Origin of the sequence: Pseudoramibacter faecis, from assembly GCF_036289405.1 — a bacterium.
Taxonomy (GTDB): Bacteria; Bacillota; Clostridia; order Eubacteriales; family Eubacteriaceae; genus Pseudoramibacter; species Pseudoramibacter faecis.
Genome location: NZ_JAYFFI010000001.1, coordinates 193,112 through 219,986 on the forward strand (window position 1 = coordinate 193,112; position 26,875 = coordinate 219,986).

Sequence of the window (26,875 nt, forward strand, 5' to 3'; positions counted from 1 at the left end):
AGGCATCCGTGCTCACCAAACGCATCATCCCCTGCCTCGATGTGGATCACGGGCGGGTGGTCAAAGGCCAAAAATTCAAAAACATTCGGGATGTTGACGATCCCGTGGCCCTCGGCCGCACTTATTCCGAACAAGGGGCCGACGAACTGGTATTTTACGATATCACAGCCAGTTACGAAGAACGAGACATCTTTTTAAATATTGTCGAAAAGGTGGCCGGGGCCATCCGCATCCCCTTTACCATCGGGGGCGGCATCAGTACTGCCGAAGATTTTCGCAGAGTGCTCATGGCCGGGGCCGACAAGGTCTCTGTTAACAGCGCCGCGGTGAAAAACCCGCAGCTCATCATGGACGCGGCACGGCGCTTCGGCAACCAATGCGTGGTGCTCTCCATCGACGCCAAACGCAACGCCGCCGGCAGCTGGGATGTTTACACCAAGGGCGGCCGCGAAAACACCGGCATCGACGCCATCGCCTGGGCGAAGCAGGGGCAGGATCTCGGCGCCGGGGAAATTTGCATCAACTCCATCGATACCGACGGCGTCAAGGACGGCTACGACCTCGCGCTCAACCGCATTCTCGCCGAAACGCTAACCATTCCCGTCATCGCTTCCGGCGGGGCGGGCAAAATGGCCGATTTCGCCGAGGTGCTCGAAATCGGCGCCGACGCAGCGCTGGCGGCCTCCGTCTTCCATTACCAGGAAATCGCCATCCCCGACCTCAAGCATTACCTCGCCGACCGCGATCTGCCCATGCGCACCCAACGCTGACCGCCATCCATTCAGAAAGGCTTTTATGTCAAACTTAAAACCCATCACCGACCCTTCCACCGTCGATTTCCGCTTTAACAATCAGGGACTGATCCCCGCGATTCTCCAGGACTACCACACCCGGGAAATCCTGATGATGGCCTGGATGAATGCCAAGTCCCTGGCCCTGACCCTCGAAACCGGCAACGCGACCTTCTTCAGCCGCAGCCGATCCACCTTGTGGACCAAAGGCGAAACGTCCGGGCATTTTCAGAAGGTCGTCGCCATCGACTACGACTGCGACGCGGACACCCTACTTTTACAGGTTAACCCCATCGGCCCCGCCTGCCACACCGGCCACCGTTCCTGCTTTTACCGCCGCCTGGCCGCCGACGAGGCCCTGGCCCGGGGCAACAGCGACATCCTCGCGGAGCTTGCCGCCCAGATCGAAGACCGCAAGGCCCGCCCCGTCGAAGGCTCCTACACCAATTATTTGTTCCACGAGGGCATCGATAAAATCTGCAAAAAAGTCGGCGAGGAAGCCACCGAGACCGTCATCGCCGCAAAGAATGGCGATCCGGACGAGCTCGTCAGTGAGGCCGCCGATCTGCTCTATCACCTGACGGTGCTGCTCAACCATCAGGGCACGAGTTTTGACGCGGTGTATGAAAAGCTCGCCGCCCGCCATCAAACCCGGCGCCGAGACGAATACGACGATCACGGCAAAATCAAAAAATAAAACGCGATCAACACTCAAAAAAACCTGAGACAGAAGGTCTCAGGTTTTTTGATGGCCGTGCGCTTACGCCATCAGCGTCTGCATCAGTGCGCGGTTGACGGCATCGCTTTGAACGATCTGTTTTCCCCTGGCGTTTTCCGGCGGCTCCCCGCAGATATCCGCCCCTAAAATCGGCAGCGCACGCGTCAGTCGGCGAATAGCTGCCGTCAGCGTCGTAAGCACCATCGTTCCCTGGTCCCAATTGGTGGTGAGCATCGCCGGCGACAGCACATCCTTGTCCACCGAGAGATAAACGGGACAGCCGTCGGCAATGACCGGATCGAGCGCCGCCCCGTCGTTCAGGCAGGTAATCCGTGCCGCCGTGTTTTCGGACAGATGCGCGGGATCCGCCAGAAGTGCCTGCTGATCCCGGCCTGCGCCTATCAAAAACACCCGGTTTAAAAACGAATGGTCCCGCAGCGCCTCGCGCAGCCAGGAGCCGCAGCTCAGCAAAGAGCCAAACCGCGGCCGCCTGGCGTCCACATGATGATCGAACACCACCAGGTTAAAGGGCCGGCGGATGGTTTCGGTCCAGAAATAGCTCAGATAATGATAGTTGCCGTTGTCCAGAAAATGCAGCCCCCGGCGTCCCGCCGTGTGCATTCGGCGGCGCAGGCAGGCTGCTGCTGCCGGATCGCAATAGCCGTAGGTGCCGGGTATCCCGCTGCAGTCAAGCCAATAAAACGTCCGATCGCCATAAAAATATTCCCGCCGATAAACCCCGGTGAAGTTCATCAGGGTCAATCCGGGCCGTTTCCGCCATTTCATCGCACCCGCCTCTTTTCTTTCGCGCATTTCGCGCCGCGCTCCGCGCTATTTTTTCATGATCCGCAGACCCTTAGGATAATGGTTTTTGATGACGCCATCGCTGGCCTTGCCCCAGCCGAGGGGATATCCCTGCCAGGTGACCGCCGTCCAGCCCTCGAAGCCCGCGCAGCGCAGCGGTGCTCCCTTCAGATATGCAAAGGCCTCGTCGGCGCTTGTCACTTCGTGGCGCCGGCCTCCGTTTTCGGGCATCAGCGCCATCGCCAAGGCATGGGCCGGCTCGAAGCGGCCGGTTTTAAAAATGCCCAGCGGAAGCCCGAAGCGCAGCATTTTAAGGCCCTCGAGCGGCCGCGGTGCAAGTCCCTCCGGCGCGGCAAAAAGCTTATCTCCCACCTGCCAGAGATCCCTCTCCGGAAGAGACAGCGCTGTTTCTTTTAAAAACCGATGAAAATCGGCTCGTTCTTTTTTGGCCGGCCGTGTCCAAATGGACCGCCGCTTCTTATTTTTGTTTCTGAGAACGGGCACGGCGGCATTTTCCGCGTCGCGAAGCTTGCGCATCTTGGCCACAAAGTGCCCCTCTCCTGCCGCGTGATTCGGCATGATGCGCAGGGTGCCAGCCACCTGCCCCTCGCCGGTCGCCGTCCATTCCGGCCGGCCGTGATCCGTCAGTTCTGGCAACGCCAGCGGCACCACTTCGTAACGATCCGTCGCGATCAGCCGCTCGACGATCTGCTCATTCTCTTCCGGAGAAAAGGTGCAGGTCGAATAAACTAGCTCCCCGCCGGGAGCCAGCAGCTGATCCACCGTTTTGAGGATCTCCCATTGTCTGGCCGCGCATTGGGTCACCCGCTCGGGCCGCCACTCGGTGAGCACGGCGGGATCCTTGCGAAACATTCCCTCGCCGGAACACGGCGCATCCACCAGAATTTTATTAAAATATCCGGCAAAGCCCGCCACCAATTTATCCGGTGCGGCACTTAAAATCACGCTGTTAGCAATGCCCATGCGCTCCATATTGGATGCCAGCACGGCACTGCGGTTTTTAACAATCTCGTTGGAAACAAGCACGCCGCGCCCAGCAAGCTTGCAGGCCAGCTGGGTGCTCTTTCCCCCCGGCGCCGCGCATAGATCCAGCACCCGATCGCCTGGCTCTGCTCCCAGGGCCTCCGCCGGGGCCATGGCCGTGGGCTCCTGCACATAATAAAGTCCTGCATAATAGCCTACCTGCTTGCCGGGGCGCACATCGCCACCGATATAAAACCCGGTGGGACACCAGGGAACGGCCTCCGTTTCAAAGGGGAAAAGCGACCGCATTCGCCCGTTGTCCGCCTTGAGCGTATTGGTCCGAATGCCTTTATAGGCGGGACGATTATAGCTGTCAGCCAAGGCAGCAAAGGCTTCCGGCCCCATCAACCCGCGCATTTTATCAGCAAAAGCTTCCGGTAAATTCATGGCGTTCTCCTGTCTTTCGGATTTAAAAAAAGCCGGCAAGCGGCTTTTTGAATACCCGGCAAAGCCGTTAAACGTCTTTGCTGGGTTTGGCAAAAATCATACGACCGGCAGCCGTTTGCAGCACACTGGTGACGGTCACGGCAATGTGCTCGCCGATGTGACGTTTGCCGTTTTCCACGACGATCATCGTGCCGTCGTCCAAGTAGGCCACAGCCTGACCGCTTTCCTTTCCGTTTTTAACCGGATGGACCTGCATGGCTTCGCCGGGAAGCACCACCGGCTTCACCGCATTGGCCAACTCGTTAATGTTGAGCACCTGAACGCCGCGGACCGTCGCCACCTTGTTGAGGTTGTAATCGTTGGTGAGAATCTTATACTTCTTTTCCTTGCCCATGCAGACCAATTTATCGTCCACGCCGGTCAGGTCGTCGTAATCCTCTTCAGAAACGCGGATCATCTCGTCAAATTCGTTTTGCATCTTTTTGACAATGTCGAGACCGCGGCGGCCCCGGGCGCGCTTCAGATCGTCGCCGTTATCCGCCAAAAGCTGCAGCTCCGCCAGCACAAACACCGGCACGATCACCGGCCCTTCCAAGAAACCGGAACGCATGATGTCATAAATCCGGCCGTCGATGATCACCGACGTATCCAGAATTTTAATTTCCGGTTCCAGAGCATTGGTTTTTCTGCGGCTGAGTTTGCGCGTGAGACTGCTGCCCACATTGACGCTTCGCATCTGCCGAAAAGCGTCGATAAATTCGTCGCGCTTGCGCACGGGAATCGCCACCCCAAGATAGGCCATCAGCACGTAAACCACGACGGTCAGCACGCTGGCCAGCCATTTGACGGGAATTTGCGCGATGGGCACCGAGATGAGCATCGCGATGAGCAAACCGATCACAAGCCCGCCGATCCCGAGCACGACATCTGCCATTCGCACTTCTTCCAGACTTTTCTCGACCGCTTTTGAAATGGCTTTGCCCATTTTGACAATCAGCGAAAAAATAAAATAAAAAATGAGGCCAAAAATAGCAACAGCGCCGATCGTCACAAGCCAGCGATGCATATCCGTCGTCGCCATTTTTTGCGGCAGCCAGCGGTGCACAATCGCCGCGTTTCCCAGCACATAGCCGATAATCATTCCGAATAGCGTGCAAATCCCTTTTAAAACTTTGTGCAGCATGATTTCACCTCCTTTCATAGAATGCTCATTTTTATTATAACATGCCTTCAAAGGCCTCGCCACTTTTGTATGATTTATTTGTCCAGGCCCTGCGTGAAGGATGTGCCGAGCGTCCATCTCTGCGGCGGCGCGGTCCGGCAAACACATTGCGGCCGAATCGCTGCCGCACCAATAAGCCTGGCCGGGAATTAATAACTTCTGAATGCCTTGAAATCGAAATATTAAATACCATATTTTTTGGGATTTTATAATAAACAGCTTGCGTTTTATTGCGGAACGATTATAATAATCTCGAATAAAAATTGTGCATCATGAGCAGGTTATTATAAAGAAAGCAGGTAAAACCATGTGTGGTATTGTTGGATATATCGGTGACAAACAGGCGCAAAGTATTTTAACCTCCGGCCTGGCAAAGCTCGAATACCGCGGTTACGATTCCGCGGGCGTTGCCGTCTTGAATGACGACCATCAAATTCAGGTTGAAAAGAAAAAAGGGCGGTTGTCGAATCTTGAAGCGGTCCTGAAAGACCATCCGCTGCGCGGAACGGCCGGTATCGGCCATACGCGCTGGGCGACCCACGGCGAACCGTCGGACGCCAACGCCCATCCCCACCTGGCCAATGACGGGAAAATCGCGGTTGTGCACAACGGCATTATCGAAAACTACATTGAATTAAAAGAAAAACTCATCGCAGCGGGCCATCGCTTTGTGTCGGATACCGATACCGAAGTGATCGCTCATCTGCTGGGCTTGCTGTACGACGGGAATCTTGTCGACGCAGTGGTCAAAGCTGTGAAGGAAATGAAGGGGTCGTATTCCCTGGGCATTATGTGCGCGGACGAGCCGGACAAAATCATCGCCGTGCGCAAAAACAGCCCGCTCATCGTCGGACTCGGGGAAGGCGAGAACTTCATCGCGTCGGATATTCCGGCGATTCTCGATAAAACGCGCGACGTTTATTTATTAGACGACGATGAAATCGCGGTTTTGACGAAGGACGACATCCGGGTCGTCGACCGCTATGGCGAAACGGTCGGCAAGCAGATCTTCAAAGTGACCTGGGAACCGGGGGATGCGGAAAAAGGCGGCTACGCGCATTTCATGCTCAAGGAAATCAACGAACAGCCGAAGGCGATCCGCGACTGCCTGACCGGCCGCCTGTTGATGGATCACATTCAACTCGACGACGTGATGATCACAAAAGAAGATCTGGAAAATATTGACCACATTCAGATTGTCGCCTGCGGCACCGCATACCACGCCGGCCTCATCGGCAAATATTATATTGAAAAATACGCGCGCATTCCGGTGGAAGCGGAAACGGGCAGCGAATACCGCTATAAACATCCGATTGTCACAGACCGCACGATGCTCATTGTGCTCTCGCAGTCCGGCGAAACGGCCGACACGCTTGCGGCCATTCGCCTGGCGAAGACTGCCGGCGCCCGCGTCGTCGCGGTGACCAATGTGGTCGGCTCGTCCGTCGCCAGAGAAGCCAGCGACGTGCTCTACACGAATGCAGGCCCGGAAATCGCGGTGGCTTCAACCAAGGCCTACGTCACACAGATCGCCTGCATGCTGATGTTTGCGCTGCATATCAGCCGCCTGACGGGCACCCTTTCCGATGAAAAATACGCGGCATTGGCCAAAGCCTTCAGCGATGCCCCGGCACGCATCGAACAGACGCTCAAGCAGCCGGACCGTTTGAAAGAACTGGCGCTCCAGCACTTCAAGGTACACGATGCCTACTTCATCGGCCGCGGCATCGACGCCATCACCTGCATGGAGGGATCGCTGAAGATGAAAGAAGTGTCTTATATTCATTCGGATGCCTATCAGGCCGGCGAACTCAAACACGGTCCGATTGCGCTGATCGAGCCGGGGACGCTCATCATCGCGCTGTGCACACAAGACGACGTGTTTGAAAAGACGCTGTCAAACATCAAGGAAGTCAAATCCCGCGGCGCGTACGTGCTGGCGATTGCGCAGGCACATCATCAGGAGCTCGCGTCCGAAGTCGACGAGGCTTTCTTCATTCCCGACGAGCAGGAAGACATCGCCGCCATGAATGCGGTGGTTTATCTTCAGCTGTTCGCCTATTATCTCGCCGTGGCGCGCGGCTGCGACGTGGATAAACCGAAAAATTTGGCCAAAAGCGTGACGGTTGAATGACGGCGCATTCTGATGGCGTCAGCGATCAGCCCAACGCACCTCAGCTGCCGTTATCCCGTGATTAGCCGGTAACATCGAGCAAGAACAGCTGGCAGCAAGCCGCGAATAACAAAAATGCTATCCCGTCAAATGACGGGATAGCATTTATTTTTTTAATGATATTGGCGTTACTCCGGCTTTTTCGCCGTCGCGTCGATGACCTGCGCCGCATCTTCCACGATCGCGCGCAGGGTCTCGACATGATAGCCGGCGGTGATAATACCGTCGACGTCCCGCCAGTCCGCATAGGAAAACTGGGCGGTCGTCGTGCATTTGGTGCTGTCCGCGACGACGTAGGTCCTCTTCGCCGCGTGCAGCATCCAGGCCTTCACGCTCGACTCGTCATAGGAGACGGTCGTCGGGCCGTTCTGGTGTTTGAACCCGTCCGAACCCAGAAACGCGATATCCGCGCAGATGTTTTTAAATCGGTCGAGCACCCAGCCGCCGATCAGCGCGTGGGAGCTTCTTCGAATTTTACCGCCGCAGAGAAAAACCTGATGCTCGGATTCAGACAGCAGCGTCGCCGCGTCGAGGGAATTCGTGATGATGGTCAGCCCCTGTTTGATGGTGAGCTGTTTGGCGATGGCGCTGGTCGTGCTGCCGGCGTCGAGCAGGATCACGTCGTGTTTGTGAATGAGGCTCATCGCTTTCGCGGCGATTTCCGCTTTTTCCTCCGCGTGGACCCATTCTTTTTCGTTGAGCGGTTTTTCCACCGCGCCGATCTTTGGAATGGCACCGCCGTAATTTTTCTCGGCGATGCCCATTTCTTCCAAATAAATAATGTCCTTGCGGATCGTTTCGGTTGACACGCCAAAGTGCTCGGCCATTTCGCCGACTTTGACGCTGCCTTCCCGGATTAAAATCTGCGCCATGCGGTTGCGTCGGTCCGCGGTTAAATTTGCCATATGACTGCTCACTTTCTATCGTTCGTCATGCATCTGAGGATGAACCGTTCAACTTGCGATTCATTGGATCCATCGCTTTTTTGATTTAATAACAACGCTATTTTAGCATAATCCCAATAAACCGCAAGAAAAAATTTTGAATTTTTTTCGGAAAACGCTTGACGCCCAATCAACACCATGCTATATTATACCCAAAAGCAACAAAGCGCAACCAAAAACGATCAGAAAGGTTGCGGGTTAAGGCATCTTGTGTAAAATCTTTTATATCAGAGCAGGAGGATAACTGATGAAAGAGAAAGTGCAATCGTTCGGAAGATTTTTATCCGGCATGGTGATGCCGAATATCGGTGCCTTTATCGCATGGGGGTTAATGGCAGCGCTGTTTATTGACACGGGCTGGCTGCCGAATAAGCTGTTAAATACCATCGTCGGACCGTTTTTAAGCTACGCACTGCCGCTTCTCATCGCGTATACCGGCGGCAAAATGGTCGGCGGACAGCGCGGCGCGGTCATGGGCGCGATTGCCACGATGGGCGTGATCCAGTCCAATCCGGACACGACCATGCTCATGGGCGCGATGGTCATGGGGCCGCTCGCCGGCTGGATCATCAAACAATTCGATCGAGCGGTCGACGGTAAAATCAAACCGGGCTTTGAAATGCTCGTCAACAACTTCTCGGTCGGCATTATCGGGATGCTGCTTGCGATTGCCGGCTACTATATTTTCGGACCGGTTATGGCGGGACTCCTTGCCATTTTGCAGGCCGGTGCCGACGTGCTCGTCAAACACAGCCTGCTGCCGCTCGTTTCGGTTTTCGTTGAACCGGCAAAGGTTTTGTTCTTAAACAACGCGATCAACCACGGCATCTTCACCCCGCTCGGCGCGGAGGAAGTCAAGGCGGCCGGCAAGTCGATTTTCTACATGATCGAAACCAATCCGGGCCCGGGCACCGGCGTGCTTCTCGCCTACTGGCTCTTCTCGAAAGACAAGGCGACAAAAGATTCCGCACCGGGCGCGTTGATTGTTCACCTGCTCGGCGGAATTCACGAAATCTCATTCCCATACATCCTGATGAACCCGATTCTACTGCTGGCAACCATCGGCGGCAGCTTCGCGGCAATGATATACAACACTTTGTTTCACCTCGGTTTAAACGGGCCGGCCTCACCGGGTTCTATCATCGCATTCGTCGGCATGGCGCCGAAGGGATCCACCTTTGCGGTCCTGCTTTCGGCTGTCATTGCGGCGGCCGTCTCGTTTGCCATTGCGACGCCGATTATCCGGCTTACCAGCGCTAAGGGCAGCCTCGACGAAGCGAAAGACCAGATGAGCGATATGAAGGCCTCTGCCAAGGGCCTCATGCCGGAAGGCGCGGACGTCGATCTAAGAACGCTGGATCAGATCGTATTCGCTTGCGACGCCGGCATGGGTTCTTCGGCCATGGGAGCGGCGGTGATGCAGCGCAAGCTTGAAGAAGCGGGCTTCGGCAATATCCAGGTCACGCATTCGTCGGTTTCTGAAATTCCGGACGGCGCCAAGTTCATCATCTGCCACAAGGATCTTGCAGAGCGCGCCGTCAAGAGCGCACCGCAGGCCAGGCTCGTCACCATCACGAATTTCATGAACGCGCCGGAATACGACGCAGTCATCGCGGAAATCATCCAGTCCCGCAAAAACCGGCCGAGCGACAATCAGCCGGCAGCAGAAAATCCGGCAAAACAGACCGAAGCGAACGATGATGCGCAAGCGGATCACGAAGATTACAAAGGCGGCGTGCTGATCAAAAAGAACATCCGCCTCAATCGCCCGGCCCAGACAAAAGAAGCCATCATTCGCGACATCGGAAAAGTGTTTTACGACGGCGGCTACACCACCGAAAAATACACCGAGGCCATGCTCGAAAAAGAAAAAGTCTTTAACACGGCCATCGGCAACAACCTCGCGATTCCCCACGGCATCGAAGGCATGACCGGCGAAATCCTGAATTCCGGCCTCGTCATCTTCTCCTATCCGGACGGCGTGGATTGGGGCGACGGCCAGAACGTCAAACTCGTCATCGGGATCGCATCGGTCGGCGATGAACACGTCGACAAGCTGGCCAAAATCGCAGCGGCCTGCAGCACCGAGGAAGCCGTCGACAAAATCCTGGCGATGGGCGTTGACGACGTGTACGATTTGTTTAAATAACTGAATGCCGAACGCGAAAGCGATCCGCGCCATTCATTGCCGCTGCGGCTTCCCCGCCAGCCGCAAGGCGCGAACAAAATCAATCAAAAGCGTTTTAAAGAATTAAGAAAGAAGGATGAATCATGGGACAGAAAACCAAAGCGGTCAGACTTTACGGTACGATGGATTTGCGGCTGGAAGAATTCGAGCTGCCGGAAATCAAGGACGATGAAATCTTAGCGAAAATTTACAGCGACAGCATCTGCATGTCGACCTATAAACTGGCCAAACAGGGCAAAAATCACAAACGCTGCCCGCAAAACGTCGAGACCCATCCGGTCATCATGGGCCACGAATTTGCCGGCGTCATCGTCAAGGTCGGAAAAAAATGGCAGGATCAGTTCAAGCCGGGCATGCGCTTCGCCCAGCAGCCGGCCTTAAACTACAAGGGCAGCATGGATTCTCCGGGCTACTCCTACGAATTTTTCGGCGGCGATACCGAATACTGCATCTTCCCGCCCGAAGCGATGGAAGTCGGCGCGCTCATGCCCTTTGACGGCGACAGCTTCTACAAGGCGTCCCTCGGCGAACCGCTGTCCTGTTCCATCGGCGCTTTCCACGCCATGTATCACACGAAGCAGGCGAACTACCACCACGAGATGGGTCTGAAGGAAAACGGCAACGTCATCATCATGGGCGGCTGCGGACCGATGGGCCTTGGCGCTGTGGCATACGGCACGGTCTGCCAGTACCATCCGAAGCGCATCGTGGTCACCGATGTGGACGATGCGAAAATCGCCCGCGCCAAGGAAGTCATGCCGGCGGAAAAGGCGGCGGAAAACGGCGTCGAGCTGGTTTACGTCAACACCGCAAAGATGAACGACCCCAAAAAAGGCCTGATGGACATCTCCGAAGGCCACGGCTACGACGACGCGTTTATCTATGTGCCGATTCCGGCGGTCGCCACGCTCTGCAATGCCGTGCTCGCCTATGACGGCTGCATGAACTTCTTCTCCGGCCCGCAGGATAAGACCTTTTCCGCGACGGTCAATCTCTACGACTGCCATTACAACGCCACCCACATCATGGGCACCACCGGCGGCAATAACGACGACATGATTGAAGCGAACGATCTCGCCGCCAAAGACATCATCGATCCGGCCATCATGGTCACCCATGTCGGCGGCATTGATTCTATCGCGGAAACGACAATGAACCTGCCGGATATCCCGGGCGGCAAAAAGTTGGCTTACACGCAGTTCGACATGCCGATGACCGCCATTGAAGATTTCGGCAAACTCGGCAAAAAAGACCCCTTCTTCAAAGAACTGGATGCCTGCTGCAAGGCACACCGCGGTCTGTGGAATCCGGAAGCCGAACGCATGATCTTCAAGCATTTCGGTGTGAAGATCTTCGGCGAAGATAAATGAGAAAATTTAGCATCCAATCATGATCATTTAATCCCTCAATTTTGCAAAGCCCGTGATTTCACGGGCTTTTGCCATTGTCGAAAAAGCCCGCATCAAGCATCGCCGTGCATCGTCAAAAAAAGAAAAAACCGCATCCGACTTCTTCGGATACGGTTTGTCTAAGGTCCACCGCCTGCGCTGTGTACAGATGTTCGTCTTGAATTTTTAATTTACATCGCCACGGTTTTCTCGATGATTTTACTGGCTTCTTCTTTTTCTTTGCCGTCGATGAGCATCATTTCGCTAATCAAAAAATTTTTGGCCGTCATCAGCATTTTTTTATCCCCGCTGGAAAGACCCTTGCGCCGATCCAGCAGCATGAGATTGCGCGTGACCTTCGCCACATCAATGATATCGCCGGACTTCATCTGGTCCATATTATCCTGGTATCTTTTGGACCAATTGGAAGTCATTTTATCCTCCGGCTGGCTCAGCACCTGCAGCATGGCTTCCAGATCCTGATGCGTCGGAATCTCCCGAAGGCCCACTTCCTCCGCTTTATCAACCGGAATTAAAATTTCCATGCCTTCGGCCGCGATGGTCACCTCGTAATACATTTGTGTTTTCTCGAAAATATCCATTTCCTGAATATTCTTGATCACACCGGCCCCATGCATGGGATAAACGATTTTATCACCGATATTATACATCCTCTCGCACTCCTCCAAATTTCTGTTCTCATTATAGCATAAAGGCTGAGTGCGTGTAAAATCTAAATTTTACAAAACCACTTTACTGTTGTCAAGCTTTTTAAGATTTCTTTTTTTATCCGTCTCGTGCCGCTTGGCTGCTCAGAGCAGCATGGTCAGCGCGATCCGGCTGCGCGGCTTATCCACCGAAAGCACCTTCACCGTCACCACATCGCCCACCGCCAACACGTCCGCCGGGTGTTTGATATAGCGATCTGAAATCTGAGAGATATGCACCAGTCCGTCCTGATGCACGCCGATGTCCACAAAAGCGCCGAAATCCACCACGTTGCGCACGGTGCCCTTGAGTGCCATATCCGGCTCCAGGTCGTTCAGGCTGAGCACATCCTGCTTGAGGATCGGCGCCGGCGCCTCATCCCGGGGATCACGGCCCGGCTTGCACAGCTCCGCAATCATATCCCGCAGGGTCGGCTCCCCGATGCCGAGCTCCCGGGCCGTGGCTTTCACGTCCACCCGGTGCAGGATTTTTGTCGTTGCCCGGATGCGCGCCGGTTTTAAATCTGCCGGCGTCAGGGAAAGCCGGTCCATCAGGGCGCGGGCCGCCGGATAGGATTCCGGATGGATGCCGGTATTGTCCAGCACATCCTCGCCGTCTGTGATGCGCAGGAAACCGGCGCACTGCTCGTAGGCCTTGGGGCCGAGCCCCTTCACCTTCAAAACCGCCTTCCGGCTCACAAATCGGCCATTGGCCTCCCGATAAGCCACGATGTTGTCGGCCATGGTGCCAGTGATGCCCGCCACATATTTGAGCAATGCCGGCGAAGCGCGGTTGATGTCGACGCCCACCAGGTTGACCGCGTCCTCCACCACATTGGCCAGCGCCTCGGAAAGGGCTTTTTGATTCACATCGTGCTGATACTGGCCGACGCCAATGTGCTCCGGCTCGATTTTAACCAGCTCCGACAGCGGATCCTGCAGGCGCCCCCCGATGGAAATCGCCCCCCGCAGCGACACATCCACCTCCGGATATTCCGCCGCGGCCAGGGGCGAGGCCGAATAAATCGACGCCCCCGCCTCGGAGACGATGCAGTACTGCACCCTGCGCGGACAGCCCTTGAGGGTTTCGGCGATGAATTGCTCGCTCTCCCGGGAGGCCGTGCCGTTGCCAATGGCGATCATATCGATCTGATAGCGATCGATCAGCGCCAGGATGACGCAGCGGGATTCCGCGATTTTCTGCCGGGGCTTGGTGGGATAAACCTTGGCCGTGGCCAGAAGAGTCCCCATGGGATCGAGTACGGCGATTTTGCAGCCGTTGCGATACCCGGGGTCAAAGCCCATGGTCACCTTCTCCCGAAAGGGTCTTGTCAGCAGCAGCTTCTTAAGATTCATGCCAAAGGCCCGGATGGCCGACGCTTCGGCCCGCTCCTTCATCCCGGCGCGGATTTCCCGCTCCACCGCCGGAAAAATCAGCCGTTTATAAGCGTCGGCCGCGGCCTGGGCCAGATGCCCGCAGTCCGAGCCGGCACCCTTCGGCATTACCTGATGGATGAGCCAGGGCAGGATGAACTCCGTCAGCGCGTCCACCTTCACAGTGATCACTTTTTCCTTTTCCGCGCGGTTCATGGCCAAAATGCGGTGATTCGCCATGGCGCCAAGCCCTTCGCTGTGATCGTAATAATTGGTGTAAGGCGTTTTTTCCCCGGCAAAGGCTTTGGTGACCGCCGTGTGAATCCGCGCATTCTCTGCGATATAGCGACGGATATAGCCGCGGTAGCCCGCATTTTCAGCGATCGTTTCCGCGACGATATCCCGGGCGCCGGCCAGGGCCGTTTCGGCGTCCGCCACCGCATCATTCACAAAATGCCCGGCAGCCGCCGCCAGGGCCTCGTCCTTTTCGCCGGCGGCCATCCGCGCCGCCAGCGGCGCAAGCCCCTGCTCCTTAGCCGCCATCGCCCGGGTCCGGCGCTTTTTCTTAAAGGGCAGGTAAAGATCCTCCGCCGCCTGGAGCGTCTCGGCGCCTTCGATGGCCGCGGCCAGTTCCGGCGTGAGCTTAAACCGCTGGGATAGAGTCTGAATCATATCTGTCAAAATGTCACCTCTTAAAATTTGGTGCCTGTTATTTTATCATTTTGCCCCGGTACCCGCAAGAAAGTCCGGCCCGAGCCGTATTGTCAAAATCAAGGCACCGTGATAAAATAAGAATCAATTTTAACGCTAACGAACGTATTGAGGAGGTTTCAATGGGCATTCAATTCATCACCGACTCCATGTGTGACGTGGATGAAGCCATCCTGCACCGATATCCTTTTGAAATTCTGCCGATTCCCATCACCATCGGCGATAAAACTTTTTTTGACGGCATCGACATCACCCCGGACATGATCATCGACGCGGTCACTGCGCATCCGGACGCATTCCCGAAGACGTCCCAGGTGCAGACCGTCGCCTATCAGGAGGCCTTCGAAAAACATCTTAAGCGCGGCGACGATATCATCTATCTTGCCCTGTCCAGTGGCCTGTCCGGCACCTTTCAAACCGCGTCTCTTATCGCCTCCCAGCTTTTAGAAAATTATCCCGACCGCAAAATTGCCGTCGTCGATTCCCTCTGCGCCACCACGGGCATGATGCTCATCCTGCACCAGGGGCTCAAGCTCGGCAAACTGGGACGCCCTTTTGAAGAGATTGTCGACACGATGACCTCTCTCGCGCGCCATGTCAACATTTATTTTCTCGTCGGCGACATCAAATGGCTGGCCAAGGGCGGGCGCGTCGGCAAAAATGTCGCGCTGATCGGCGACATGCTCAAGATCAAACCCATTTTGTATTTCCAGGACGGACGCATTTTGGCCTATGAAAAAATTCGCGGTCAGAAAAAAGCCGAACGCCGCCTTTTTGAGCTGGTCGACCAAAAAATGCCTGATAAACATCAATGTGTCGGCTTTATCGAAAGCAAAGCGCCGGAGCTTCAGGAAAAGGCGCGGAAAGTGCTCACGAAAGACCTTGGCGTGAAGAACTTTATCGTGCCTCAGGCCGGTGCTGGCGCGGCCTTAACCGTCCATATCGGTCCCAGATGCCTGGGCATTATGTTTTTCGATGCGCTGCCCGATAATTACATCAACGTGACGCCATAACGGGATATTCACTGCGCAAGCTTCCATCCAAACGGGGATTTCCCCGTTTTTTTATTGTACTTTTTTTCATCTTTATCGGATAAATGGTTGACGAAAACCCATCGCTATTTTATAATGCATATAGTATTAATATGTTATTAGAGGTAAGATTATGCGCATTTCTGCAAAAGGCCGTTACGGCATCGCGTCGATGATTGAATTATCCTGGATGAGCCGGGAGGGCCACCATGTCCCTGTGGCAACCCTCGCGGAAAATCTCGGCATCTCCAAAATATATTTAGAACAAATTTTTTCTCTGCTCAAGCGGGGCGGCCTTGTCGCCTCCATCAAAGGAGCTCAGGGCGGCTATCACCTGGCGAAGTCGGCGTCGAAAATCAACGTTTACGAGATTTTAAAGGCGCTGGAGCAGATTCTGTTCGAACCCACCGAATCCTCCGTCGATGAGAAATCGCCGGCCATTGAATCGGTGATGCAAGAGGGCGTGTTTCGCCCGCTGGACACTGCCATCAAAACTCTGCTTGTTAAAATCCGGCTCTCCGATTTGCTGGAGGATTATATCAACCAGAAAAATCAGAATAATTTTATGTTTTATATTTAGACGCGACAACCCCCGCTTCCCAATTGGGAGGCGGGGGTTTTTTTGATACATCCACCTTCAAGCATTAATTTAAATTATTTTATTAATAAAATTTACAACCTTCTCCTTCTTCATCAACACAAAGTGAAACACCGAAACGGTTAAGCGGATCCTTTTAAACGAATAATACAAAAAGATACCCACCGCAAAAAATTACACAGTCGATTTTCTGGCAAAGAAAACCATGATCGACAAAGGCAGCTGTCCTTAATACAACATCGAAAGGGATCGCGATGCCATCATCAACCCAGACGCGTTCAAGATGATACAGCCGAAATTCACAACAAGCGCTCCCGCTGCCAGTCCGCCGAGAATTACCTCTCAATTCTGAAAAGCCGGAATAAAACCATCACTGACATCACTTCCACGGCGTAGTGGGATTCGTAACGGTCTAGAGCAAAAATGATATCCGGTTCACTTTTAAGAACGAAAATCAGGGACCTAAAATTAGGAAAAGAAATGTATTTACAGCGTCAGCAATCACCTTGATGCTGTTTTATCATCTTTTGATATTCGCCCCTTTAACTCGCACGTGATAAAATATATTAACAGAATCCTTATCACCTGCTGCATAAATCCCGTTTCCTTGCCCGCAAGTGGCACTCGATCCATAAATTTTATATTTTTCTATCCCAATCCTATCTTTTTGCCACGCTGAGTCGTTTTATCTTATAGAAAGATGTTTGAAGGAGTCAATCAATTGGACGCAGACTTTATCCTGATACAGCGTATGCGGCACGGCGATAACGCCGCATTTGACCTGTTTATAAATAAATATTACGCTGATATCCTGCGATATTGTCTACACCACTGCTGCGACAAAGAGACCGCAAAAGACCTCACGCAGGAGACCTTTATGAAATTTTTCGAGCGATTCAGCAAGTACACACACAAGGGAAAAGCAAAAAATTATCTCTATGTCATCGCATCAAACAAATATCGGGACCATTACAAAAAGATGAAGGAGCAGCCTTTTAATTCTGAAAGTCTCACGGTACTGCTTGAACAGGAGGCGCAGCCTCCGGATGATCTAAATCTTGCGATCACGATTCATGAATATCTCCGGAAACTGCCAGATGAATTCACGGAAGTGCTTGTACTCCGCTATTATCAGGATTTAAAACTCTCCGAGATTGCGGAAATCCTCGATATCGGACAACCACTTGTAAAGTATCGCCTGAAACGGGGTAAGGAAATTCTTGAGAAAATGCTGCACGACGGAGGTATAGAATGAACGTCGAAAAAATGCTGAAAGAAAGCAGAATTCCCGCCTGCGCAGATGAGAGCACTGTGCGGGAGACTATTAGAAAATCAAAGGAAAGTTTCATAAAAGGAGAAAACAGACAACCTCTGTCTTACCCGGCGTTCCTGCTCGGACAATTCCGCATGATCCAAAAACGCTGGTGGTTGCTACAGTTTGCTCTGCTCGTCTTCGCCGGGCATCTGTTGGCGGCTGAGACGGATCTGGTTTACATCCGCAGGAGCCTTGGCGTGTATGCAACATTGTTTGTCGTCCTTCTGATACCAGAGCTTTGGAAAAACCTCACGAACCGTTGCCTAGAAGTGGAAGGCGCATCCTTTTACTCCCTGCGCCAGGTCTATGCGGCAAGAATTCTTTTATTCGGCATGGTGGATGCATCTCTTTTGACCATGTTCGGCGGAAGCGTATGCGGGATATGCGGATTCGCCTTTGCCGATCTTGCCATTCAATTCCTGCTCCCGATCATCCTTACGGCAGGAATATGCTTTGTCGTATTTGGCTTGCAACGCAGAAATATGCTGACAGTGATTGCCCCTTGCGTTCTGTGGGCCATCATCTGGTGGGCCGTCATCGCGGATGACCAGATTTATTCTGCAATTCTATATCCCTCATGGGCGGGTGTCCTTACGGCTTCGTGCCTGTTCCTGTTGTTTACCCTGCACCATGTCTTGAAAAGCTGTCACTATTGCATGGAAAGGAGTTCTTCATATGGAATTGTCTCTGAATAACCTTACAAAAAAATATGGTGATGTTACCGCCGTAAACGGGCTGAACCTGACAATGAAATCCGGGATCTACGGCCTGCTTGGCGTAAATGGTGCTGGAAAAACTACGCTGATCCGGATGATCTGTACGCTTGTCCGGCCTACATCCGGATCGGTCGTCTGTGACGGGAAAGATATCTTCCAAATGGGCAGCAGATACCGAAGTTTCATTGGATACCTCCCGCAGGATTTTGGCTATTACCCCGACCTGACGGTATGGGACTATCTAATGTATATTTCCTCCATCAAGGGACTGCAGCCGGTCACAGCGAAAAGCCTGGCAGAAATGCTTCTTGAACAGGTCAGCTTGAAAGACAAGAAAAAAACAAAAATGCGCAATTTGTCCGGCGGGATGGTGCGGCGCGTCGGTATCGCCCAAGCGTTACTGAACAATCCTAAAATCCTGATTCTGGACGAGCCGACTGCCGGACTGGACCCGAACGAACGGATACGCTTCCGGAACCTAATTAGCGAACTGAGCAGCAACAGGCTTGTCCTTCTATCAACGCATATCGTCTCGGACGTAGAGTTTGTTGCAAACAAAATTATTCTGATGAATAAGGGTGAAATTTTCTGTGCCGGGACGTCGGAAGATATCCTCTCGTCAATCGAGGGCAAGGTATGGCGGTGCATCGTTCCGAGAAACTGGGTCAAAAAATGTGAGCAGTCCTTTCTCGTGGCGAATACCAAAACGGTGCCGCAGGGCGCGGAGCTTCGCATCCTCTCCGGTAAGCCGCCAATGAAAGGAGCGGTCCCGGAGCCGGCGACGCTTGAAGATGCTTTTCTTTATTATTTTGGAGAAAAAGGCAGTGACCATCATGATGCTTAAATATGAAATACGGAAAATTCTATACAAACGTTTAAACCGCATTCTGCTCATTGCCATTCTTTTACTATCGGTCGTTTTCAGCGCTTTCGCCATTGGAAGTTTTAACTATGTCGACCAAAACGGTGTGACACATCAAGGGCCGACCGCTGCCCGATCGTTGATAGCGGATAAAAATCGCTGGAAAGGCAAACTGACACCTGATGTGATTGCAAAAATCGTAGATACGGACCACGCCGTTTCCGGACTTTCAAGCAATACGGATTCCGATAAGGCATACGGCAAAGACATCCAATCCTATGAGGACATCGTGTCTTCTGCAAGCCTTATGCTAAACGGGGAAAGAAGCGACAATACGGATGACTACGCCATTTTGTCCGCGAACCATTCGCAGATTAAGTCTATCTATGAAACTTATGTGCGAAATCTTAAGTTGAACGCAGAGGAATATGGCAAAACACCAAAAGGGAAGGAATTTCTACTAACGAAATATCAGAAAATTGAGATGCCTCTGAATTATGAAGCACCAGACTCCTGGAGCACGATGATGCTGTACGCAACGACATTCAGTCTGATTCTCGTCGTGATTATAGGATTCCTGACGGCAGGCATCTTCTCCGAAGAGTATAGCTGCAAGGCTGACGCGGTATTTTTCACCTCACGCTGCGGAAGAAATGCGGCGGTCCGAAATAAAATTCTCGCGGGACTTATCATTGCCACAATAGTGTACTGGATTGGCATCCTTCTACTGTCCGCCATTTGTTTTACCGTGATGGGCACGAGCGGATCCGGCACGTTGTATCAACTGAGTTATCCCTACAGCGTCTATGTGCTGACACATGCCCAGGTCTATGGTGTCATCCTATTATGCGGGTATGTGGCAAGCCTCCTATCTGCATCGATCACCATGTTGACTGCCGCGAAAATGCGCTCCATGCACCTAGCAGTCTGCCTGCCCTTCCTGCTTTTCTTCGTTTCGCCGTTCATCGGAAGGGCTTTGCCGTTTACCACGTTTTTCAGCCTGACGCCTGATCAGCTAACCAACATCATGAACTGCTCACGGATTCCGTATATTTACCAATTCGGAGAGATTGCATTTCGCCAGATTCCGTTCATCACAGTACTCTACCTCGTCATTGCCCTGTGCCTGCTGCCATTCGCCTACAACGCATATCGAAGGGTCGCGGTTTAACAATAAGAAAATGCAAGTCTCATTTATTTGTCACATTCGGATACTATACACAGGAATACAAGAATGAATTTGTCAAGCCATTGCCACACAAAAAACCCGGACACCGTCCGGGTTTTCTTTCGTTCATTCTTTCTCTTCTTCACTTCCCGATCTGCTCCTGCTCGATCACGTCCAGAATCACAGCCTTTTCGTAATACGGGCGGACGCCGTTACGGCTGGTCTCCGTTTTTTCGTGGCCCTTGCCGGCGAAGATCACCACGTCATCCTTTTCCGCATGGGTCAGGGCGTAAACCGTCGCCTCCCGCCGGTCCGCAATGCGGGTGTATTGATCTGTGATCGGGCGCACCGCGGCTTCGATATCGTCGAGGATGGCCTCCGGATCCTCGCTGCGGGAATTATCCGAGGTGAGCACGGAGAAATCCGCCTCCTTTGCCGCGATTGCTCCCATCAGCGGGCGCTTGCCGTGGTCGCGGTCACCGCCGCAGCCAAACACGGCGATCACCCGGCCCCGCGCCAGCTCCTTCACCGTTTTAAGGAGATTTTCCAGAGCATCCGGCGTGTGGGCATAGTCCACAACGATATCAAAATCCAAATCGGTCTTGATGCGCTCCATTCGGCCCTCCACCACCGGGGCGTCGGCCAGGGCCGCTTTGATGGTGGCCCAGCCGATGCCCTGTTCTTTGGCGGCGATGACGGTGCCCACGGCATTATAAACCATGAAGCGGCCCAGCACATCCAGAAAAATGGTTTCTGTTTCATCGCCGGCCTGCAGGGTGAAGGTGCTGCCGCCGGTGGTGCAGTCGACGGCCGAAAGCCGGTAATCTGCCGCCGGATCTTCGCCGTAGGTGATAATTTTTAAATCCGGATGGCGCTCATGGATGCGGCTGATGAGCTTTTTGCCCCAAGGATCGTCTCTATTCACGATCGCGGCCTTTTCCGTCTGGTCGAAGAGCAGCGCCTTGGCCTCAAAATAGGCTTCAAAGGTTTTGTGGTAATCCAGGTGGTCCTGGGTTAGGTTCGTGAAGATCGCGTAATCAAAATGCACGTCCGACAGGCGGTCGAGATCAAGGGCCTGGGACGAGGCTTCCATCACCAGATCCGAACAGCCGGCCGCCACCGCCTCGGCGATAAACGCCTGGGTGTCCCGCGATTCGGAGGTGGTGCGGCCTTTGTTATCCAAAATGGCATCGCCGATTTGGTTGTCGATGGTGCCCATCCGCGCGTATTTTTTACCCGCGGCGCGCAAAATCCCGGTGAGAAAATAAGTCGAGCTGGTCTTGCCGTTGGTGCCGGTGATCCCGGTGATGGTGATCTTCTCTGAAGGGCGTCCAAAGAACCGGCTGGCGATATGCCCGAGCAGTTTGCGGCAGTCCGTCACCTTGAGATATACCACGTCGTCGTGATAGCGGGCGAGGTCAGCCTGATGCACGATCACCGCCGCCCCTTGGTCGATCGCCGCCTCCACAAAGCGATGGCCGTCGGTGGCAAAGCCGAAGATCGCCACGAACATGGCCCCCGGCCCCACCCGGCGCGAGTCATAGGCCACATCGGTGATGTCCGCGACAAGATCGCCGTTTCGCACTTCCAAAATTTCCTCTTCTGTTAACAGGTCGCGATAATTCATCTTCTCCCCCTCGTCGTCAAATTTAAAATTAGTCCCATTATACCTTAATTTCGTCTGAGCGTCCACCGGCCGCATCGCGGATCAGCGCAAGCCCCGCCGCTTCGCAGTCGGCCATACTGAAGGTTTTGGCTTCAGAGCTCTTCAGATATTCAAAATAACTGCGGCTGCGCGCCATCGAAAAGGTTTGCGCCCGGGCAGCCAGCGCGCGAAACACGGGCCCCGCCGTGGCAAAACCCGACGCGTCCGGGAAATAATCCAGATCGATGTCCAAAATGAGCGGCCGGTTTCGGGGCAAGGCATCGAGATCAAACCCCGCCGCGGCAAACATCCCGTCGGACAGATCGCCGAAATGCACTTCGGGCACCCGATAATGATGGCCGCTGGCGTATTCGTGGCGCGCCATGCAATTGATCATGTGATAATCCGCGAGAACACCCAGGGCCATCGCCGTGTTGATCTGCTCATCGTTGTGCATGAGCGGCATCTGCGCCAGCAAGCTCCCCCCGTCCTCCGGATCGATTTGCGCAAGTCGTCTGGCGCTGTATTTTTGAGTGAGCGCCTCGGCGTTCGTCGGATCTCTCGCGACGGCCTTCTGGTAGCTCGCAAGCCAGAAGGGCGGATCCGTATCCGGGTGAAAGTCGATGCTCACCAGCACCGCCGGGGTGCGAGTCGTCTGCCAGAGCGCCGCCCAAAGCAAAATCGCGTATTGATGGTCGTCCACCACGCCGATGATCCGCCCGTCCGGAAGGCGTTCCTGCCGGAAATGCTGCGCCGCCCGCCAATCGTTTGTCCGCTCAGCCATCAAGCGCTCCGCGATAGGTCTCGAGCAAAGCGATCAGCGCCTCTCCTGTGGAAAGCGCGAAAATCTGCCGGCGCAGCGCCGCGGAGCCCGGCATCCCCCGGGTGTAAGCCACGAGCTGTTTGCGCATTTCCACCATGGGCCCCACCTGTTCGGCCATCGCCGTCACCAAATGCACGTGATCGATGGCGGCCCGAAGCTTTTCGTCAGCGCTTGGGGGCGTTGCCGCCTCACCGGCCAGGGCCTGCTTCATTTCCCGGAAAATAAAGGGGTTACCAATGGCGCCGCGCCCCACCATCAGCCCGTCGGCCCCCGTCGCCGCACGGGCCGCCACCGCGGCCTCAGGGCTGTCGATGTCACCGTTGGCGATCACCGGCAGGCTCACGGCCGCCTTGACCTCGGCAATGGCCGGCCAATCGGCCGTCCCGGTATAAAACGCTTCCCGGGTGCGCCCGTGCACCGTCAACACATCGGCGCCGGCAGCCTCGATGCGCTTGGCCGCCTCTGCCGCCACCCGATGCCCGGCGTCCCAGCCCAGGCGGATCTTCACGTGGACGGGCTTGGCGCTCACGGCCTTCATCCGGCGGACGATGGCCTCGAGCCGGGGCAAATCTCTCAACAGCGCCGCGCCGTCGCCGTTTTTTACGATCTTCGGCGCCGGGCAGCCGGCGTTAAAATCGATAAAGGCAAAGGGCGTCGCGTTTACCTGCTCGGCCACCACCTGCCCGATAATCGCCGGATCCGAGCCGAAAAGCTGGATGCCCGCCGGCGATTCTTCCGGGCAGGTCGCCATGAGCTTCGCCGTTTTTTTGTCGCGGTAAAAAAACCCCTTCGCGGAAATCATCTCGGTGGTTACCGCGTCGGCGCCGTATTTTTTAGCCATTAAACGAAAAGGCAGGTTGGAATAACCTGCCAGCGGCGCCAGCATCAGCGGCACCTGTTGTTGATTTGTTGTTGTGTTCATCCTCATCTGTGTTTTCTTCGGGCATCTGCGTTTTTGTCGTGGATGATCTTCAGCCCTTTGAGGGTCAGCTTCGGATCGAAGATATCGATGCCGTCCACCTCCTGAAGAAACATGCGCCCGTAGCCGCCGGTGGCGACGACCTTCATGTCCGGCTCGCCGGTCTCCTCGCGCATCTGCCCGATGATGTGACTGACCTGGCCGATATAGCCGTATACCAAACCGGCCTGCATATTGGTGACGGTGTCCTTGGCCAGGATGCTTCTGGGCTTTTGGATGGCGATACTCGGCAGCTGAGCGGCGTTGCGGAACAATGCGTCCGCCGAAATCTGGATGCCCGGTGTCATCACGCCGGCACAAAGGGCCCCGTCCCGATTGACGTAATCGTAGGTCGTGGCCGTGCCGAAATCCAGCACGAGCACCGGCCCCCCGTAAAGCTGATAAGCTGCCACCGCATCGACAATGCGGTCCGCGCCGACTTCCGTGGGATCGCTGGTTAAAATGGGCATCCCTGTTTTAATGCCCGGGCCGACCGTCATCGGCGCCATCTGAAACACTTTTTTAATGCCGTTGGTCATCGAGTGCATGATGTTCGGCACCACGGACGCCACCACAATCGCCGTGACATCCTGAACATTCAGATCGTCCGTTTGAAAGAACCCGCGGAAAGCCACGGCAAATTCGTCTGAGGTGCGCGGCGTCTTGGTCATCAACCGCCAGGAGCAAATCAGCTCATCGTCTTCAAAGGCACCAACCTCTGTGTTAGTATTGCCGACGTCCACCACTAATATCATTTTGAACTCCTATTGGTTCTTTTTGTCCTGAACCTTCTGCATGAATCGCGCCTTATTGACAATAAAGCGGGTATGGGTGCCGCCGGCAATCTGCTGCACGGTGTCGTAGGCCTCAATGCTAAAGACGAGCTTGCGCCCCTCGATGACGTCGAGGTGCACCTTCACGCGAACCTTCATCCCCACCGGCGTCGGCGCCATGTGATCAAGGTTGATGTTGGCGCCCACCGTCGTCTCTTCTTCCGGCAGCCAAAGATCGGCCATTTCGTAAGCGGCATTTTCGATCCAAGCGGCCAGTGCCGGCGTCGCCAGCACATCCAAGCCGCCGCTGCCGACCACGCGGGCTGTCAACTCCCGGGTCACGGTATTGTCTTTTTCCATCTCCATGCCGGATCTTAATTTATTGGATATCTGTTCTTGTGTCATGAATGCATTCCATTCCTTTCTGATTTGAGGATGCTGTTTCTCGGCGCTGTCGCTTTACGACGGGCTGTTTGTTTCTTCTTCAGAGGCTGTCGGCTGGACCGGGACCTCCGACGATACTCCGGCTTTCGCCGTTTCCGGACTTTCGGATGTTTCAGAAGCGTCAGCCGTTTCCGTCGCAGGATTAACGGCTTCCGGTTTCAGAGCCGCCGCTGTCTGTCCGTCCGATGTTTGATTGTCGGATCCATCGGCTGCCGGCCGTTCCGATTCGTCCGGCTTAGCGTCTGCCGCTTCTTTTGGCAGCAGCACACCGTTCGCCTCGTACATCTGAGCGAATTCCTCGCCGGTTAAGGTGCTCACCTTCAGGAGCTGCTCGGCAACGCCGGTCAGCGTATCCTGCTTGTCGGTGAGGATTTGGCAGGCCCGTTCGTAAGCGGTTTCGACGATATTGCGGATTTCCTTATCGATCACCGCCGCGACTTCTTCACTGTAATTGCGAGTCCGTCCCAGATCCCGGCCGAGGAAAACTTCCCCGCCGTCGTTGTTGCCGAAGGTCATCGGGCCGAGGTGTTTGCTCATGCCCCACTCGGTGACCATCTTGCGGGCGATCTCCGTCGCGCGTTCGATGTCGTTGGAAGCTCCGGTGCAGATATCCTCCAGGGCGACCTTTTCCGCCGCGCGCCCGCCGAGAAGCCCGGCGATTTTATCGAGCAGCTTGCCCTTGGACATATGCTGGCTGTCGTCTGTCGGCAGCGAGATCGTATAGCCGGCGGCCATCCCCCGGGGAATAATCGAAATCTCGTGGACCTCTTCCCCATTGTCCAGATAACGCATCACGATGGCATGCCCCGCTTCGTGATAGGCCGTGACGCGCTGGTCGCTTTCCTCCACGACACGGCTTTTCTTTTCCGGCCCGGCGATGACGCGCTTGATGGCTTCTTCCAGCTCCGCCATCGTGATCATGCGCATCTTTTTGCGGGCGGCCAAAAGCGCCGCCTCGTTCATCAGGTTTTCAAGATCCGCCCCGGTAAAGCCCGGCGTGCCTTTGGCAAGCACTTCCAGATCCACCGCCGAATCCAGCGGTTTGTTCTTGCGGTAAATGCTGAGGATTTCCTTTCGGCCCTTCACATCCGGCGTGCCGACGGTCACCTGACGGTCGAAACGCCCCGGTCTTAGGAGCGCCGGATCCAGAATATCCGGGCGGTTGGTGGCCGCAATGATAATGATACCTTCGTTCACGCCGAAGCCGTCCATTTCCACCAAAAGCTGGTTGAGAGTCTGTTCCCGTTCGTCGTGGCCGCCGCCGAGGCCCGCGCCCCGATGACGCCCCACGGCGTCAATCTCGTCGATAAAAATGATGCAGGGCGCACTTTTCTTCGCGCTGTCGAAAAGATCCCGCACGCGGGATGCCCCCACCCCGACAAACATTTCCACAAAGTCCGAACCGGAGATAATAAAGAAGGGCACGCCCGCTTCTCCGGCCACAGCCCGGGCAAGCAGCGTTTTACCGGTGCCGGGAGGTCCGACGAGCAACACCCCTTTGGGCACCCGGGCGCCGAGGCTTCGGTATCTATCTGGCGCCTTCAGAAAGTCGACGATCTCAGCCAGCTCTTCCTTCTCCTCATCGGCGCCGGCCACATCCTTAAAGGTCGCTTTTTTATCGGAGGGCGACTGCATCCGGGCCCGGCTTTTGCCAAAGCTCATCACATTGCCGCTGCCGCCGCCCTGGCGCATCATCATGACCAAAAAGACGACGAGCAGCACCACCAGAATGACCGAAGGGATCAGTGAGACCCACCAACTTTGATCCTTGGCGATCTCCACCTTCATCTTCGGGTTCTTGATGATGTAATTGCTCAAAATGGTATCAATGGTATATTCCGGAACGATGCTTTCAAAAGATTTACCGCTCGTCAATTTCCCGGTAGCCTTTGTCCCGTTGATTTTAATTTCCGCTACTTTTCTGCTGTTGATGTTCGTCACCAGTTCCGAATACGTCAAATTTTTGACCTCGGACTTCATCGGGTTTAAAAAAGATACGGCCGCGATGATGATGACCAGGATCAACAAATAAAATCCGATCATTCGAATATATTTCTTCAAATGAATCTGCTCCTTTCCTGCAAAATCTTT

At 54.6% G+C, this 26,875-nt stretch carries 23 protein-coding genes; 11 read left to right on the plus strand and 12 right to left on the minus strand.

Annotated elements, in window-relative coordinates:
* The first annotated feature begins 8 nt into the window (after positions 1–8).
* Both hisF and hisIE read left to right on the plus strand, forming a co-directional pair.
* Positions 9–770 (plus strand): imidazole glycerol phosphate synthase subunit HisF, encoded by a 762-nt coding sequence (hisF, locus tag V3C63_RS00925; RefSeq protein ID WP_329885946.1) that lies wholly within the window; start codon positions 9–11, stop codon positions 768–770.
* A gap of 25 nt (positions 771–795) precedes the next feature.
* Positions 796–1,488 carry a bifunctional phosphoribosyl-AMP cyclohydrolase/phosphoribosyl-ATP diphosphatase HisIE gene (hisIE, locus tag V3C63_RS00930; RefSeq protein ID WP_329885947.1) on the plus strand — a complete coding sequence of 231 codons (693 nt, stop codon included), beginning with the start codon at positions 796–798 and terminating at the stop codon, positions 1,486–1,488.
* Positions 1,489–1,551: 63 nt separating this feature from the next.
* Here the strand turns inward: hisIE and V3C63_RS00935 are convergent, their stop codons facing one another.
* The 3 genes from V3C63_RS00935 to V3C63_RS00945 form a co-directional block, all read right to left on the minus strand.
* Complete coding sequence (locus tag V3C63_RS00935; protein ID WP_329885948.1) at positions 1,552–2,295, minus strand: arginase family protein; 744 nt, start codon at positions 2,293–2,295, stop codon at positions 1,552–1,554.
* 45 nt (positions 2,296–2,340) lie between these two features.
* Positions 2,341–3,744, minus strand: coding sequence for an RsmF rRNA methyltransferase first C-terminal domain-containing protein (locus tag V3C63_RS00940; RefSeq protein WP_329885949.1), 1,404 nt, complete (start codon positions 3,742–3,744; stop codon positions 2,341–2,343).
* Between the two features lie 67 nt (positions 3,745–3,811).
* Positions 3,812–4,927 carry a PIN/TRAM domain-containing protein gene (locus tag V3C63_RS00945; RefSeq protein WP_329885950.1) on the minus strand — a complete coding sequence of 372 codons (1,116 nt, stop codon included), beginning with the start codon at positions 4,925–4,927 and terminating at the stop codon, positions 3,812–3,814.
* Between the two features lie 346 nt (positions 4,928–5,273).
* Here V3C63_RS00945 and glmS point away from each other — a divergent pair, with 346 nt between their 5' ends.
* Complete coding sequence (glmS, locus tag V3C63_RS00950) at positions 5,274–7,100, plus strand: glutamine--fructose-6-phosphate transaminase (isomerizing) (RefSeq protein WP_329885951.1); 1,827 nt, start codon at positions 5,274–5,276, stop codon at positions 7,098–7,100.
* A 167-nt stretch (positions 7,101–7,267) separates the two neighbouring features.
* Here the strand turns inward: glmS and V3C63_RS00955 are convergent, their stop codons facing one another.
* On the minus strand, positions 7,268–8,044 hold the full coding sequence (locus V3C63_RS00955; RefSeq protein WP_329885952.1) for a DeoR/GlpR family DNA-binding transcription regulator: 777 nt from the start codon (positions 8,042–8,044) through the stop codon (positions 7,268–7,270).
* 286 nt (positions 8,045–8,330) lie between these two features.
* Here V3C63_RS00955 and V3C63_RS00960 point away from each other — a divergent pair, with 286 nt between their 5' ends.
* Together V3C63_RS00960 and V3C63_RS00965 are read left to right on the plus strand one after the other, a co-directional pair.
* Positions 8,331–10,232 carry a PTS mannitol transporter subunit IICBA gene (locus V3C63_RS00960; RefSeq protein WP_329885953.1) on the plus strand — a complete coding sequence of 634 codons (1,902 nt, stop codon included), beginning with the start codon at positions 8,331–8,333 and terminating at the stop codon, positions 10,230–10,232.
* Positions 10,233–10,354: 122 nt separating this feature from the next.
* The gene (locus V3C63_RS00965) at positions 10,355–11,641 is read left to right on the plus strand and encodes a zinc-binding dehydrogenase (protein ID WP_329885954.1); all 1,287 of its coding nucleotides are present in this window, start codon (positions 10,355–10,357) and stop codon (positions 11,639–11,641) included.
* Between the two features lie 209 nt (positions 11,642–11,850).
* On the opposite strand, the gene V3C63_RS00970 is transcribed toward V3C63_RS00965, so the two are convergent.
* Positions 11,851–12,330: a CarD family transcriptional regulator gene (locus V3C63_RS00970; RefSeq protein ID WP_329885955.1), complete on the minus strand. Its 480-nt coding sequence runs from the start codon at positions 12,328–12,330 to the stop codon at positions 11,851–11,853.
* Between the two features lie 141 nt (positions 12,331–12,471).
* Complete coding sequence (locus V3C63_RS00975) at positions 12,472–14,412, minus strand: Tex family protein (protein WP_329886256.1); 1,941 nt, start codon at positions 14,410–14,412, stop codon at positions 12,472–12,474.
* 161 nt (positions 14,413–14,573) lie between these two features.
* On the opposite strand from V3C63_RS00975, the gene V3C63_RS00980 reads away from it, so the two are divergent.
* The 6 genes from V3C63_RS00980 (at position 14,574) to V3C63_RS01005 (ending at position 20,144) form a co-directional block, all read left to right on the plus strand.
* A complete protein-coding gene (locus V3C63_RS00980) occupies positions 14,574–15,464 on the plus strand; it encodes a DegV family protein (protein WP_329885956.1) in 891 nt (296 codons plus the stop codon).
* Between the two features lie 151 nt (positions 15,465–15,615).
* Positions 15,616–16,062 carry an RrF2 family transcriptional regulator gene (locus V3C63_RS00985; RefSeq protein ID WP_329885957.1) on the plus strand — a complete coding sequence of 149 codons (447 nt, stop codon included), beginning with the start codon at positions 15,616–15,618 and terminating at the stop codon, positions 16,060–16,062.
* A 739-nt stretch (positions 16,063–16,801) separates the two neighbouring features.
* Positions 16,802–17,335 carry an RNA polymerase sigma factor gene (locus V3C63_RS00990; protein ID WP_329885958.1) on the plus strand — a complete coding sequence of 178 codons (534 nt, stop codon included), beginning with the start codon at positions 16,802–16,804 and terminating at the stop codon, positions 17,333–17,335.
* Positions 17,332–18,090 (plus strand): hypothetical protein, encoded by a 759-nt coding sequence (locus V3C63_RS00995; protein WP_329885959.1) that lies wholly within the window; start codon positions 17,332–17,334, stop codon positions 18,088–18,090. The genes V3C63_RS00990 and V3C63_RS00995 overlap by 4 nt, the downstream gene beginning before the upstream one ends.
* Positions 18,071–18,955: an ABC transporter ATP-binding protein gene (locus tag V3C63_RS01000; RefSeq protein ID WP_329885960.1), complete on the plus strand. Its 885-nt coding sequence runs from the start codon at positions 18,071–18,073 to the stop codon at positions 18,953–18,955. The genes V3C63_RS00995 and V3C63_RS01000 overlap by 20 nt, the downstream gene beginning before the upstream one ends.
* The gene (locus V3C63_RS01005; RefSeq protein WP_329886257.1) at positions 18,945–20,144 is read left to right on the plus strand and encodes an ABC transporter permease; all 1,200 of its coding nucleotides are present in this window, start codon (positions 18,945–18,947) and stop codon (positions 20,142–20,144) included. The genes V3C63_RS01000 and V3C63_RS01005 overlap by 11 nt, the downstream gene beginning before the upstream one ends.
* Positions 20,145–20,283: 139 nt before the next feature.
* Here V3C63_RS01005 and V3C63_RS01010 read toward each other — a convergent pair whose 3' ends face one another.
* From V3C63_RS01010 to ftsH, 6 genes are read right to left on the minus strand one after another with little or no spacing between them, the layout of a single operon-like run.
* Positions 20,284–21,768, minus strand: coding sequence for a UDP-N-acetylmuramoyl-L-alanyl-D-glutamate--2,6-diaminopimelate ligase (locus tag V3C63_RS01010; RefSeq protein ID WP_329885961.1), 1,485 nt, complete (start codon positions 21,766–21,768; stop codon positions 20,284–20,286).
* 37 nt (positions 21,769–21,805) lie between these two features.
* Positions 21,806–22,570, minus strand: coding sequence for a hypothetical protein (locus V3C63_RS01015; protein WP_329885962.1), 765 nt, complete (start codon positions 22,568–22,570; stop codon positions 21,806–21,808).
* On the minus strand, positions 22,563–23,531 hold the full coding sequence (gene dusB, locus V3C63_RS01020; protein ID WP_329885963.1) for a tRNA dihydrouridine synthase DusB: 969 nt from the start codon (positions 23,529–23,531) through the stop codon (positions 22,563–22,565). Before dusB ends, V3C63_RS01015 begins: the two co-directional genes overlap by 8 nt.
* Positions 23,532–23,533: 2 nt before the next feature.
* Positions 23,534–24,322, minus strand: coding sequence for a type III pantothenate kinase (locus V3C63_RS01025; RefSeq protein WP_329885964.1), 789 nt, complete (start codon positions 24,320–24,322; stop codon positions 23,534–23,536).
* 9 nt (positions 24,323–24,331) lie between these two features.
* Positions 24,332–24,745, minus strand: a complete 414-nt coding sequence (locus tag V3C63_RS01030; protein ID WP_329885965.1) for a thioesterase family protein — start codon at positions 24,743–24,745, stop codon at positions 24,332–24,334.
* 54 nt (positions 24,746–24,799) lie between these two features.
* Positions 24,800–26,845: an ATP-dependent zinc metalloprotease FtsH gene (gene ftsH, locus V3C63_RS01035; RefSeq protein ID WP_425355311.1), complete on the minus strand. Its 2,046-nt coding sequence runs from the start codon at positions 26,843–26,845 to the stop codon at positions 24,800–24,802.
* Positions 26,846–26,875 lie beyond the last annotated feature (30 nt).